Below are 13204 nucleotides of genomic sequence, written 5' to 3' on the forward strand. Positions count from 1 at the left end.
GTCGGAACCCGCCAGAACGGGCTCATATTGCCATTCGGCCTCGGCGATGCTCCGGTTACATCGCGCCTCCGTAGCAATGCGGATTGCATGGGAAACGAATCGCAATGCCTTGGAAATCCAACAAAACGCAATGAAATATTTTCCGCCCTTTCCCTTGACGGCGGATGAATAGCTATTACATGGACTTCGTTAGCACTCGAAAGGAGAGAGTGCTAATTCACACAAATTCTGCTCTGCCGACCGGCCGCAACGGCTGGTCTGAAGAGATTTGGATTGGACAAGAAAGGGAAATCTATGAAATTTCGTCCATTACATGACCGTGTACTGGTGCGTCGCGTCGAAGCGGATACCAAGACTGCTGGCGGCATCATCATTCCGGATAGCGCCCAGGAAAAGCCATCTGAAGGCAAGGTTGTCGCTGTCGGCAACGGCCTGAAAGACGACAGTGGCAAAGCCACTCCGCTCGACGTCAAAAAAGGCGACAAGATCCTGTTCGGCAAATGGTCCGGCACGGAAGTCACCGTCGACGGCGAAGAACTGATCATCATGAAGGAAAGCGATATTCTCGGCATTCTCGAGAAATAAGCCTTTCTCCCATCATCATTTCAATCAACTAAGCAGAGGAAAATATCATGGCTGCTAAAGACGTAAAATTTGGTCGCGACGCTCGCGAACGCATCCTCAAGGGTGTGAACACGCTGGCTGACGCCGTTAAAGTAACCCTCGGCCCCAAAGGCCGGAACGTTGTGCTCGACAAGAGCTTTGGCGCACCGCGCATCACCAAGGACGGTGTTTCGGTTGCCAAGGAAATCGAACTGAAAGACAAGTTCGAAAATATGGGCGCACAGATGCTTCGTGAAGTCGCATCGAAAACCAACGATGTTGCTGGCGACGGCACCACCACCGCAACCGTTCTTGCCCAGGCGATCGTCAAGGAAGGCATGAAATCCGTTTCTGCCGGTATGAACCCGATGGATCTGAAGCGCGGCATCGACCAGGCTGTTGAAGCCGTGGTTGCGGATCTCAAGAAACGCTCGAAAGACGTCAAGGGCAGCGAAGAAATTGCCCAGGTTGGCATCATCTCCGCCAACGGCGACCGTGAAGTTGGCGAGAAAATCGCCGAAGCCATGGAAAAAGTCGGCAAAGAAGGTGTTATCACGGTTGAAGAAGCCAAGGGTCTCGACTTTGAACTCGACGTTGTCGAAGGCATGCAGTTTGACCGCGGTTACCTGTCCCCTTATTTCATCACCAACCCGGACAAGATGATCGCGGACCTCGAAAATCCCTACATCCTGATCCACGAAAAGAAGCTGACCAACCTGCAGCCACTGCTCCCGATTCTGGAAGCTGTTGTGCAAGCCGGACGTCCGCTCCTGATCATTGCCGAAGATATCGAAGGCGAAGCGCTGGCGACCCTCGTGGTCAACAAGCTGCGTGGCGGCCTGAAGATCGCTGCGGTCAAGGCACCTGGTTTCGGTGATCGCCGTAAAGCGATGCTCGAAGATATCGCGATCCTCACCAAGGGTGAAATGATCTCCGAAGATCTCGGCATCAAGCTGGAAAGCGTTACGCTGAACATGCTCGGTGAAGCCAAGAATGTCACGATCGACAAGGATAACACCACGATCGTCGACGGCGCTGGCAAGAAAGCCGACATCAAGGCACGTGTTGAAGCGATCCGTTCGCAGATCGAAAACACCACTTCCGACTATGACAAAGAGAAGCTGCAGGAACGTCTGGCGAAACTCGCTGGCGGTGTTGCCGTGATCAAGGTCGGCGGCGCGACCGAAGTTGAAGTGAAAGAGAAGAAAGACCGTGTCGACGACGCGCTGCACGCAACCCGTGCTGCCGTTGAAGAAGGCATTGTCCCTGGCGGCGGTTCCGCTCTGCTCTATGCAACTTCGGCACTCAAGGGCCTCGAAGGCGTCAACGACGACCAGACCCGCGGTATCGACATCGTTCGCAAGGCGCTGCAGGCTCCGGTTCGCCAGATCGCTGAAAATGCGGGCTTCGACGGCGCGGTTGTTGCCGGCAAGATGCTGGACCAGAAGAGCAAGGAATTTGGCTTCAACGCATCGACCGATGTCTATGAAGACCTTGTCAAAGCTGGCGTCATCGATCCGACCAAGGTTGTCCGTGCAGCACTGCAGGACGCGTCCTCGGTTGCCGGCCTGCTGATCACCACCGAAGCGGCTGTCGCTGAAACACCATCAGAAGACAAAGCCGGTGGCGGCATGCCCGACATGGGCGGCATGGGCGGCGGCATGGGCGGAATGGGCTTCTAAACCCGACTGTTCAGTCTACGCTGAAATCAACAAGAGGGGCTGGAAGGAAACTTCCGGCCCCTTTTTCGTTGTCGCCGCGACAGGGGGCATTGTCGATTGTTTGGAAATGGGAAATAGTGATTTCCAGAACTAGCCAATTATTCCGCCACCAGAACATTGTAGGGATGGCGCACAGCAAGCCAGGCGGCACCAGCAAAAGGATATCGATCATGAAAGCCATTGGACTAACCCGTTACCTGCCCATCGAAAATCCGGAATCCCTGGTCGATGTGGAATTGGAAAAGCCCGTTGCCGAAGGCCGGGACATATTGGTCAAAATTCACGCCATTGCCGTAAACCCTGTCGATGTGAAGGTGCGCGCGCCCAAGGATGATGTGGAGGACAGGCCCCGTATCCTTGGATGGGATGCCGCAGGCGTCGTGGAGGCTGTTGGCCGGGATGTGACATTGTTCAGCCCCGGCGACGAAGTCTATTATGCCGGGGATATCACCCGGCCTGGCGCCTATGCCGAATATCAGCTGGTCGACGAGCGGATCGTCGGCCGCAAGCCGACGTCGCTCGGCTTTGCCGAAGCCGCCGCCTTGCCGCTGACCACTATTACTGCCTATGAAGCCTTTTTCGACCGGCTCGACCTCGACCGGGACGGCGGCAACCGGGGCGAAACGCTCCTGATCATAGGCGGCGCGGGCGGCGTCGGATCGATCGCCATCCAGCTGGCCAAGGCGGCTGGCCTCACGGTGATCGCGACCGCTTCCCGCGAAGAGACATCGCAATGGGTGCGCGATCTGGGCGCCGATCATGTCATCAATCACCGCGAAGCGCTGCGCCCGCAGGTCGAGAAGCTGGGGCTGGAATTTGTCGATCATATCGCGATCTTCAATCACACCGACGGCCATTGGGATGCGGTGACCGACCTGATCCGGCCACAGGGAAGGATCGTGTCCATTGTTGAGAATGTAAAGCCGTTGAGCCAGGCCGTGCTGAAGACCAAGGCCGCCGGTCTGGTCTGGGAATTCATGTTCACCCGTTCGATGTTCCAGACGCCCGATATGATCGAACAGCACAGGCTGCTCAATCATGTCGCCGACGAAATCGACGCGGGCCGAATTCGCTCGACGGTCAACGAGATATTTACGCCGATCAACGCAGAGAATCTGCGCAAGGCGCATGCCCTGCTGGAAACCGGTCGGGCGACCGGCAAGCTGGTGCTCGAGAATTTCGCTTCCTGACCGGGAGCGGTTTCGGGGCGATCCCGGATCACCGAGAGTCAGGCGATCGCGCAGAACAACGACGAGGGCCGGGAAGAAATTTCCGGCCCGCCTTTTGTGGCTTTATACCAGTGGCCCGGACGCAATCTGGTTACAATCGCTATCATCTCGTTCTTCGTCTTGATATAGGCAATCCCCGAGGAGACAGACCCCGGCCGCGCCGGAGCAGGGGGAGGGACGGGATATATGGTCGCCAGCACATTTGATCTGTTCAAGATTGGCGTCGGCCCGTCGAGTTCACACACGATGGGGCCGATGCTGGCGGCTGCCATGTTTGTCGAACGTCTGGGCGAGTCCGGCAGGCTGGGAGAGGTGACAAGGCTGGAGACCTTGCTCTTCGGTTCGCTGGCGCTGACCGGCAAGGGGCACGCGACCGACCGGGCAATCCTGCTCGGGCTTTCCGGCCAGCGACCGGACAATATCGAGCCCGATGCGGCGGACAGTCTGGTGGAGCAGATTCGCTCCTGCGAAAAGATCAGCCTGAACGGTTCGCGGGAGATTGCCTTTGACGAGGCGGCGGACCTCATCTTCGACCAGAAAAAGCGGCTCGATTTTCACAGCAATGCGATGCGCTTCAATGCCTATTCAGGCGAGCACGTTATCGATACGCGAGTCTATTATTCGGTCGGCGGCGGCGCGATCCTGGACGAGGACCAGATCGGCAGCAACAATCCGGAAAGCGGTCTCTGGGATGTGCCGCATCGCTTCTGCTCGGGCGCCGATTTGCTCCGGATCGCAGAGGAAAAGGGCCTCTCTATCGCCGATATCATGCGCGATAACGAGCGCACGGAAAAATCCGACGACCAGATAAGCGCCGACATTCGCGCCATCGCCGATGCCATGTCGGCCTGCATCGACCGGGGCATATTGCAGGGCGGGATTTTGCCGGGCGGGCTGCGTGTCAAGCGCCGGGCGCCGCTGATCCACGCGCGGTTGATGGAGCGGCAGGAGCGCGCCCTGTCCGATCCGCTGACCATTCTCGACTGGGTGAATCTGTGGGCGCTGGCGGTGAACGAGGAAAATGCCGCCGGCGGCAAGGTGGTGACCGCGCCGACCAATGGCGCAGCCGGGATCATTCCCTCGGTGCTCCGGTTCTACGAAAGATTTGCGCCCAAGGCGGATGCGGCGGGCGTGGAGACCTTTCTGCTGACGGCAGCGGCCATCGGGTCCCTGTTCAAGGAAAATGCCTCGATATCGGGTGCGGAAGTCGGCTGTCAGGGGGAAGTCGGCGTTGCGTGTTCGATGGCCGCAGCCGGCCTGACCGCTGCCTGGGGCGGGACCCCGCTGCAGGTCGAGAATGCCGCCGAAATCGGGATGGAGCATAATCTCGGCCTGACCTGCGATCCGGTCGGCGGACTGGTGCAGGTGCCGTGCATCGAACGCAACGCCGTCGGTGCGGTCAAGGCGATCGAGGCGGCCCGCCTGTCGATTCTCGGCGACGGCACGCACCGGGTCAGTCTCGACGAGGTGATCGAGACGATGCGCAAGACCGGCCTCGACATGTCCGAGCGCTACAAGGAAACCTCGCAAGGTGGACTTGCCGTCAATTTGGTGGAATGCTGACCGAATCGGGAGGGAAATCAAATGAAGAAGCTGGGCCTGGGTCTGTTGCTGCTGATACTGTTCGGGATCGGCGCTGCGCTGCTGTTTCAGGAGCAAATCGGAGAGCGGCTCTTTGCCGGTGCGGTCGAAACCGCGGTGACGCGCGATGTCATTGGCGACCTGCCGGACGGCATGCATGTCGCGCTCTGCGGGTCCGGATCGCCGTTGCCCGATCCGACCCGGGCCGGACCCTGTTCGGCGGTGATCATCGACGGCAAGCTGTTCATCGTCGATATCGGCGGCGGCGCGGTGCGCAATCTGGGTCTGATGGGTCTCAATCCCGGCGCGACCGAAGCCCTGCTGCTCACCCATTTCCACAGCGATCATATCGACGGCATGGGCGAATTGATGCTGCAGCGCTGGGCTGGCGGCGGTCGTGACGCGCCGTTGCCGGTGATCGCGCCAGAGGGCGTGGAAGTGATCGTCGACGGGCTGAACGCCGCTTATGCCGCCGATGTGCAATATCGTATCGCCCATCATGGCGAAGCGACGATGCCGGCTTCCGGTGCGGGCGGCGCGGCGCAGCCCTTCACCTTCCCCGAAGGACAGGACCAGATGGTCGTCTACGAAAAGGATGGCATCCGGATCACCGCCTTTTCCGTGGCGCATAAACCGATTGCGCCCGCAGTCGGCTATCGTTTCGACTACAAAGGCCGCTCGGTCGTTTTCAGCGGTGATACGGTGAAGCTGCCAGCGGTTGCCAAGGCCTGCAGCGGTTGCGATCTGCTGGTCCACGAAGTGCTGAACGCCAAGATGGTCGGCACGCTGGAAACAGCATTCGAAAAAGCCGGACGCAAACGGCTGGTGAAAATCATGGCGGATATTCCCGACTATCACACCACGCCGGTCGAGGCGGCGGAGACGGCCAAGGCCGGCAAGGCGAAAATGCTGGTCTTCTCGCATATCGTTCCGGCGCTGCCGCTGGGCTATCTCGACGCCTATTTCATGAAAGGTGCCGATGCTGCCTATGACGGCCCGATTGTGCTCGGCAAGGACGGGATGCTGTTCAGTCTTCCCGCCAATAAGGATAGTATCGAACAGGGCGATTTGCTTTAATTTGGCGGCAATTCCTGTGCTCCTGCGCAGGCAGGAGCCCATCTCCTGACATGACGTCTAAATGCACAAGCGGGAGATGGGCCCCCGCCTTCGCGAGGGCACGACTATGACCATCAACCGATATTGGCGGCTGAATTCTCGCCCCGAAGCACAGGATGTTTCAGGCTCGCTGTCGCTGGAAAGCGAGCCAATGCCGGAACTTGCCGATGGCGAGGTGCTGGTCAAAGCGGCCTATCTGTCGATGGACGCGGGCACGCGGATGTGGATGACCGAGCGCGAGGACAGTTATCAGCCACCGCTCGAACTGGGCACCAAGATGGTCGGGCTGGTGCTCGGCCATGTCACGGCTTCCCGTCATGACGGTTTTGCCGAGGGAGATCTGGTGCGTGGGTTCGGGCAATGGGCCGAATATAGCATATTACAGCCGGAACTGGCCGGGCTGGTCAGGGTCGATGATACGATCGGGGATATCAAGCAGCATTTCGGCGTGCTCGGCTTCAACGGCTGGACCGCGCTCTGGGGGATCAAGGAAACGGCAGGCGTGAAGGCCGGCGAAAATGTACTGGTCTCTGCGGCTGCCGGATCGACCGGCGTGCTGGCCTGCCAGGTCGCAAAGATATTGGGCGCCAATGTCTATGGCCTGGCGGGCGGCCCCGAAAAATGCCGCTGGCTGGAAGACGAGCTCGGCATCACCAAGGCGATCGATTACAAAATGACGATATCGCCGCCGAACTGGCAAAAGTTGAAGGCGGTATCAACGCCTATTTCGACAATGTCGGCGGGCCGATACTCGATGCCGTTCTGCCCAATATGGCGCTCTACGGCCGGATCGCGCTTTGCGGTCTGCTCGCCCAATATGAGGGCGACGGACGCGGGCGCGGGCCGGAGCAGTTCGACCAGATATTGATGAAGCGGCTGCGCATCGAAGGCTTTTTCTCACCCGATTTTGCCGATCAGGGCGAGCGGCTGACAGTGGAGCTGAAAGGCTGGCTCGACGAAGGTCTGATCGACACGCCGTTCGATGTCACCTACGGCATCGAGAATGTCCTGAACGCTTATGGGAAGCTGTTCAGCGGCGGCAATATCGGCAAGGTATTGGTGAAGGTCTAGGCTCCGGCCTGGCGGAAGCGCAGGCCCCAGAGCGACAGGCCCATGATGGTCAGCGCATAGCAGATCGCCATGACCGAAATCCCGGGCCATCCGGCATATTCATATGTCGCCGCGCCTAGCCAGCTCGATATGCCGCCGCCGATGAACATGATGACGATATAGATGGTCATCAGCCTTGTGCGGATCTCCGGCGCGCGTTTGAACAGGATTGTCCGGCTGCAGATATCCACCGAAGCTCCGCCAATCGTATTGAAGATGACCGCAATGACCAGAAGGACCAGATTCTGGCCGGCAAAGGGGAGGATGCAGACACCGGCCAGCTGTGCCAGCGAGAAATAGATGCGCGCGCGCTCGGCGCCGATACGGTCTGCGAACCGGCCGGCAAAGGGCGAGCCGAAGACGTTGATAATGGCGATGATCGCCAGATAGCCTACCGTATCGACGCCATAGCCGTTGCGCGGCAAGTGCAGGCCGATCGCCAGCCAGATAGCGAGAAACAGGCCGAAGGACAGCGCCTGTATCAGCCCGCCCAGCGGTACCTCCGGCAGGGATTTCATGATCGGCCAGAGCGAGCGGAGCAGCTCGCCATAGCGCGGCGGCACCACGTCCGAAGGCTTCTCGTCCCGTCTGCGCTCCATGATCAGCGGCAGCAGGATTACCAGCATAGCCATGCACGCCACCCCGACCCAATAGGCCGAGCGCCAGCCGAAATAATGGCCGAGCAGACCGCCGCCGACCCGGCTGCCCAATATGCCGAGCGTCACGCCCGCGGTCATGATTCCGGTGACATGGCCAATGCGTTCCGGGGCCACGCGTTTCGTCACATAGGCCGGCAGCAGATAGGGGGCGATGGTGACAAAGCCGAGCAGCGAGGAAGCGGCGACAAATATCACGAAGCTGCCGGACAGGGCCATGGCGAGCATCGCCAGAAACTGTCCGCCGACAAAGATCGTCACCAGCGTGCGGTTGTTGATCCGGTCTCCAAGCGGCAACAGCAGCAATATGCCCAGCGCCAGGGCGATCTGGTTGAACGCCGGAGCCAGTCCGACGGTCGCGCCGCTGACACCGAATTCCTCGGCGACCGGCGTGATCAGGGGATGGAGATAATAGCCGTTGGCGATCACTGCCGCCGACGACAGCGCGAAGAGGAAGAGCCGCAGCTCGCTGATGCGGGCGGGTGCTTGGCTTTCGATCGGGGCGGGACTGTTCATTCCCCACTGCGCTTACGCGATAAGCAGCGCAGCGGAAAAGGAAATTCCGGACCTATGGCCTATCAATAATGTCGGCCAGATCCCCGGCCGCCTTTTCGTAGACGCGGTCCAGCAGGGCGGCGAGCAGATCTGGATCGGCGACGTCGGGGTGGCCGCTGTCGAACGGCGGGTGCGGATCATATTCGAGGCTGAGCTGGATTGATTCGGCCCATTGCTGTCCGGCGATTTCCGCCACCACGGTCAGGGCGAAGTCGATGCCCGAGGTTACCCCGCCGGCGGTGATGATATTGCCATCCTTGACCACCCGCGCTTTTTCATGCGTTGCGCCGAATTTTTCGAGCAATCCGGTATAGGCCCAATGGCTGGTCGCCCGCCTGCCCTCCAGCAGCCCTGCCGCTCCGAGCGCCAGCGAACCGGTGCATACCGAGGTGACATATCGGGCAGCCGCGGCCTGATCGCGCATGAATTGCAGCGTGGCTTCATCCTGAATGACATCGCGGGTGCCGAAACCACCGGGCACGCACAGCAGGTCGGCTTGCGGGCAATCGGTGAAACCGGTCGAGGGGAGAATGGCGAAACCGCTGTCTGTCTGTATCGGCTTGATTTCTTTCGCCGCTGTGTGAACGACGGCGCCGGGAATCCGGCAAAGCACCTGCGCTGGGCCTGTGAAATCCAGCTGGGTGATGCCGTCAAACAGCAGGAAGACGATGTGGAAGGGTTTCGGGCTGTCGGTCATGGGGCTGCTCCATAGTTTGAGAGGCGCCCAGGCGATCGGCTTTTGAAAATTCGTCCGCTCCCCGATGGTAAGCCATCCTGATCTCGCCAGTCACGAACCCGCGCAGAATAGCAGAAAATCGACGAAGCACCAAATCCGAAACGGCCAGAATATGTTCATGCTTTCCCTGCTATAAATGCGGAATGAACTATCTGGCGGAAACCGGCTGGCAGCAGCGTGCGAAATCCATCGCGGGTGTGGTGACCATCCATGCCATGATCGGTTATGCGTTGTTCAGCGGCATGGGAATGGAAGTCGCCAAGACCGTGACGGCGGGATTCACGGTCATCAATGTCACTCCGCCGCTGCCGCCTGAACCGGCCCCCGCCGAACAGCCGGCGAAATCGATCAAAGAAGCCGCCTCCCCAGAGAATCTGAATGCTGCGCCAACCCAGATTGTGGCGCCGGTACCGGAAATCAAACTGAAAATCGAATCGCCCGTGATCGCCGCGCCGGTTGCCGGACCGGGAGAGGAAGCCAGGCTGGTGCTTCCGATCAGGCCGGGCCGGGTTCCGGCAGCGGGGGTCAGGGTGATGGCTACGGCGGTGGTGGTATTGTCTCTGGTCCGCGCTATGTTTCCGGGGCAATCAGCCGCAAGGATATCCCGCGATCGGTTTGGCAATCCGGGAATCGGGGCAATGTGGTGGCCCATTTCACCGTCGGCGCCGATGGCCGGGCAAGCGACTGCCGGATTCACCAATCCAGTAGTCACGCCACTCTCGATGCCACCACTTGCAAGCTGATCGAGCAGCGTTTCCGCTTCGAACCGGCGCGGGACGCAAGCGGCCGGGCGGTGGCGCGACCCTATGGCTGGCTGCAGGAATGGTGGCAGGATGGCCGCGGGCCGCAGCGGGCCAACTGAGCCGCCTTACATGCCCATATATTCGCGTTTGCCGATCGCTACACCCTGCATCCGCAACAGATTATAGGCGGTGGTGACGTGGAAATAGAGATTGGGCAGGAAGAAGCTGAGCACATAGGTCTCGCCGTCGAGATCAATGGTCTGTTCCGGGCCGACCGGCATGGTGATTTTCATGCCGGCATTGCCGTCAATCGTCGCATCATCGGTAGCGGCGACTGTCGCCGCACATTCGGCAATCCGTCCGATCAGGGCGTCGAATGTTTCCCCTTCCATCGGCAGGTTCGGCAGATCATCGGGCGCGGTTCCGCTCATCCGCGCCGCCCCGCGCACGGCAAATTCGGTGATCATCTGCACCTGCCATTTCAGATCGTTCATATCGGGAAACAGGCGCGCGCCGAGATAGGCCTCTTCGGCCGTCCCGGCTGCCTCTGCGGTTGCCCTGGCCTTTTCCAGAACCGTGGTCAGTCCGCGAAACGCCTGCGCGGTGGAGTTTTTGAAAATCCTGGAGAGGGCAGTGGTCATGATATGTCTTTCTGCAAACGGGTGGAACGGGAAGGGCTAGAACAGGCCGGCGAGCAGATAGCCCCCCAGCGCGATGAAGCTGCCGAAGGTGCTGAGCGCGCCAATGGCCCGGAAGGCCTGGAAAATCTTGCCGGTTTCCGCGCCATGCGAACCGGAGACTGTCGACAGGGCAATGGCGTGCAAAATGCGGCCGATGATGAAGACGATGGCGATGATCCGGACGATATCATTGGGCACCACCGTCATTTCCGCCAGCGCCAGCACGACGATGAACAGGGCGGCATTTTCGGCGAGATTGGCGTGGCGACGGACCTTGCGTTCCAGCGCCGGATCGCCGCCGGTGCCCAGGGCAATCCGGTTGCGGATGCGGTGCATGCCGACCGCAATCATCAATATCGCCTGCAATATAACGAGAATAGCGCCGGTAAAGGCCGCGATAATCGGTATGGTCATGGGCACTCTCCTGATAGTCGATCTTGTCCTGGCTCAACCTGCGGCAGGGGTGGCGCGATGACAAGATTTTTATCGGCGTAAAAACAGGATGTCAAAGCGACGGATTGCACCTTGCTGGTGCAAATTTTAGCCATGCAATGCCGGGCTCTTGCCGCTACAGTCCGCGTTTATGGACTGGGAAGAGGTCAAGACGTTCCGCATGGTCATGGAAGTCGGCACGGTGCGTGCCGCCGCCAAGCAGCTTGGCGTGCACCACAGCACCGTAAGCCGCAGGATCGAACAATTGGAAAAGTCGCTCGACAGTCGTCTGTTCGAGCGCCGGCCGGAAGGCTATTTCCCGACCGCGTCGGGAGAGGAGCTGGCGCACGTCGCCGACCGGTTCTCTGAAGAATTATTTGCAGTGGAGCGCCATATCGCCGGGCGTGACAATGAACTGACCGGCACTCTCAAGGTGACCATGGCCGAACCGTTCGCCGTGGCCTTTTTCGCGGACCGCCTGCCCGAGTTCTGCGATGCCTATCCGGGGCTCGACCTGCAAATTCTTACCAGCTTCGACTTGCTCGATGTCGCCCGGCGGGAAGCGGATATCGCGATCCGGATGGACAATAATCCACCCGATGCTCTGGTCGGCAAACGGCTGTTCTCTTATTATACGTCCATTTATGCCAATCCGGACTATCTGGCGCGTCAGGATTTTGAAAACCGGCCGGAAGATGCGCGTTGGATCGGCTGGAGCGAGCACGACGGCCGCTATCCCGACTGGACCCAGGACAGCGAATATGCGCGGGTGCCGGTCTGGGGCAGCTTTGCCAGCATGACTTTGCAGGTACAGATGGCGCGGGCCGGAATGGGTCTGGTGATGGTTCCCTGCATCGCCGCCGACGGCGTGCCCGGTCTGGTGCGGGCAACCAACCGCGATCCGCTACCCTCGCGCGATATCTGGATATTGACCCACGAGGATTTGCGCAGGACCGCCCGGGTTCGCGCCTTCATGGATTTTGCCGAAACGGTGCTGCGCGACAACCGGGCGGCCTTGCAGGGAATTCTGCCCGATTGAGGCCCGGAAAAGCCGGTCGCCGGACCGACCTGCCCCAGAACAACACAATATGCGCGCCAATCAAGACCAGCGCGTTAACCAATGATCTGCATAGGCGTTCAATATATCTCCGCTATTGGACAGTTTCATGAACACAACAATGTCCAGCTTGTCGCCTGTTCGACAGACCGCCATCATTTCGGCCATCGCGGCATTGTTATCGGTTACGTTCACCGGAATTGTCTATTTCCTGTTCTTCGGCGTGGACGACCGTTTCTGGCCGGCGCTCAACATGTCCTTTCTGATTCCCTGGGCGATTACCTTCCCGCTGGGCCTCTACATGTCGAAACAGCGGTTCAAGCTCGTCCGGCTGACCAACCGGCTCAAGGAAACGCAATCCGACTTGCGCCAGGCGAACAAGGCGCTCGAACAGCGGGCCAATTTCGACGGCATGACCGGGTTGCTCAGCCGCGACAGCTTTTTCGCCCAGCTCGATATATTGCGCGTGAATGACCAGTCCAATGTGCTGATGATCGTCGACGTTGATCACTTCAAGAAAATCAACGATAATTTCGGACATCCGATAGGCGATAAGGCGCTGATCCTGCTGGGTGACGTCTTCCGGAAAATCTTGCGCAAGGATGACGTGGTCGGCCGGATCGGCGGCGAGGAATTCGGTATATTCCTGCCCGACACCAGCGCGCCTGAAGGACAGATCATCGGCGAGATCATCCGGCACGAGATCGAGAACACGATCTTCGAGCCGCACCGCAATATGCGGCATGTGATCACGGTGAGCATCGGCGTTGCCGATATCGCCCCGCATCAGGACCGGGCCGCGCTCATGGGCAATGCGGACACCGCCTTGTTCACCGCCAAACGGCGCGGGCGCAACCAGGTTGCGCTGTTCGAACCGGGCATGAGTGCCAAGCCGCGCCCCGTCCACGATCGGGTCCAGGATTTCAAACCATTTGTCGTCCATTCAAATTTCCGCTGAAGCAGAATTTGAAATGACGAAGGCTGC

15 protein-coding genes, 1 pseudogene and 1 riboswitch are annotated in these 13204 nt (G+C 59.7%); of the genes and pseudogenes, 11 read left to right on the top strand and 5 right to left on the bottom strand.

The annotated features are described in order from the left end of the window. Window positions 1-294 precede the first annotated feature (294 nt). Window positions 295-585: a co-chaperone GroES gene (gene groES, locus C8024_RS09430; RefSeq protein WP_100092959.1), complete on the top strand. Its 291-nt coding sequence runs from the start codon at window positions 295-297 to the stop codon at window positions 583-585. A 47-nt stretch (window positions 586-632) separates the two neighbouring features. Next, the gene (gene groL, locus C8024_RS09435) at window positions 633-2285 is read left to right on the top strand and encodes a chaperonin GroEL (RefSeq protein ID WP_100092958.1); all 1653 of its coding nucleotides are present in this window, start codon (window positions 633-635) and stop codon (window positions 2283-2285) included. Window positions 2286-2295: 10 nt separating this feature from the next. Here groL and C8024_RS09440 read toward each other — a convergent pair whose 3' ends face one another. Further along, window positions 2296-2496 (bottom strand): hypothetical protein, encoded by a 201-nt coding sequence (locus C8024_RS09440; protein ID WP_173204401.1) that lies wholly within the window; start codon window positions 2494-2496, stop codon window positions 2296-2298. Here C8024_RS09440 and C8024_RS09445 point away from each other — a divergent pair. From C8024_RS09445 to C8024_RS23300, 5 genes and pseudogenes are all read left to right on the top strand, one after another. After that, window positions 2495-3514, top strand: coding sequence for a zinc-binding alcohol dehydrogenase family protein (locus C8024_RS09445; protein ID WP_173204403.1), 1020 nt, complete (start codon window positions 2495-2497; stop codon window positions 3512-3514). The two genes, C8024_RS09440 and C8024_RS09445, sit on opposite strands and share 2 nt — an antisense overlap. Before the next feature lie 225 nt (window positions 3515-3739). Then, the gene (locus tag C8024_RS09450) at window positions 3740-5116 is read left to right on the top strand and encodes an L-serine ammonia-lyase (RefSeq protein ID WP_173204405.1); all 1377 of its coding nucleotides are present in this window, start codon (window positions 3740-3742) and stop codon (window positions 5114-5116) included. Between the two features lie 21 nt (window positions 5117-5137). Further along, complete coding sequence (locus tag C8024_RS09455; RefSeq protein WP_173204407.1) at window positions 5138-6211, top strand: MBL fold metallo-hydrolase; 1074 nt, start codon at window positions 5138-5140, stop codon at window positions 6209-6211. Between the two features lie 106 nt (window positions 6212-6317). Beyond that, window positions 6318-6578: pseudogene (locus C8024_RS23295) on the top strand (NADP-dependent oxidoreductase); the annotation flags it as partial. A gap of 293 nt (window positions 6579-6871) precedes the next feature. Next, window positions 6872-7321: a zinc-binding dehydrogenase gene (locus C8024_RS23300; protein ID WP_367947260.1), complete on the top strand. Its 450-nt coding sequence runs from the start codon at window positions 6872-6874 to the stop codon at window positions 7319-7321. Here the strand turns inward: C8024_RS23300 and C8024_RS09465 are convergent. Together C8024_RS09465 and C8024_RS09470 are read right to left on the bottom strand one after the other, a co-directional pair. Next, a complete protein-coding gene (locus C8024_RS09465; protein WP_173204409.1) occupies window positions 7318-8532 on the bottom strand; it encodes an MFS transporter in 1215 nt (404 codons plus the stop codon). The genes C8024_RS23300 and C8024_RS09465 overlap by 4 nt on opposite strands. A gap of 52 nt (window positions 8533-8584) precedes the next feature. Continuing rightward, entirely contained in the window at window positions 8585-9268 is a 684-nt protein-coding gene (locus C8024_RS09470; protein WP_173204411.1) for a DJ-1/PfpI family protein, read from the bottom strand. Window positions 9269-9286: 18 nt separating this feature from the next. Beyond that, window positions 9287-9372, bottom strand: a riboswitch (ZMP/ZTP riboswitch). Between the two features lie 78 nt (window positions 9373-9450). On the opposite strand from C8024_RS09470, the gene C8024_RS21460 reads away from it, so the two are divergent. Beyond that, the gene (locus C8024_RS21460; protein ID WP_173204383.1) at window positions 9451-10050 is read left to right on the top strand and encodes a hypothetical protein; all 600 of its coding nucleotides are present in this window, start codon (window positions 9451-9453) and stop codon (window positions 10048-10050) included. Continuing rightward, complete coding sequence (locus C8024_RS23305) at window positions 9951-10169, top strand: energy transducer TonB (protein ID WP_173204413.1); 219 nt, start codon at window positions 9951-9953, stop codon at window positions 10167-10169. Before C8024_RS21460 ends, C8024_RS23305 begins: the two co-directional genes overlap by 100 nt. Before the next feature lie 6 nt (window positions 10170-10175). Here the strand turns inward: C8024_RS23305 and C8024_RS09485 are convergent, their stop codons facing one another. Continuing rightward, on the bottom strand, window positions 10176-10691 hold the full coding sequence (locus C8024_RS09485) for a DUF1993 domain-containing protein (protein ID WP_173204415.1): 516 nt from the start codon (window positions 10689-10691) through the stop codon (window positions 10176-10178). A gap of 36 nt (window positions 10692-10727) precedes the next feature. Continuing rightward, window positions 10728-11144 (bottom strand): MAPEG family protein, encoded by a 417-nt coding sequence (locus C8024_RS09490; protein WP_173204417.1) that lies wholly within the window; start codon window positions 11142-11144, stop codon window positions 10728-10730. A 148-nt stretch (window positions 11145-11292) separates the two neighbouring features. Here C8024_RS09490 and C8024_RS09495 point away from each other — a divergent pair, with 148 nt between their 5' ends. Together C8024_RS09495 and C8024_RS09500 are read left to right on the top strand one after the other, a co-directional pair. Beyond that, window positions 11293-12201 (top strand): LysR family transcriptional regulator, encoded by a 909-nt coding sequence (locus C8024_RS09495; protein WP_217272127.1) that lies wholly within the window; start codon window positions 11293-11295, stop codon window positions 12199-12201. 127 nt (window positions 12202-12328) lie between these two features. Then, on the top strand, window positions 12329-13177 hold the full coding sequence (locus C8024_RS09500; protein WP_100092948.1) for a GGDEF domain-containing protein: 849 nt from the start codon (window positions 12329-12331) through the stop codon (window positions 13175-13177). The last annotated feature ends 27 nt before the right edge of the window (window positions 13178-13204 follow it).

It is taken from the genome of Sphingopyxis sp. BSNA05, assembly GCF_013265645.1.
Classification (GTDB): domain Bacteria; phylum Pseudomonadota; class Alphaproteobacteria; order Sphingomonadales; family Sphingomonadaceae; genus Parasphingorhabdus.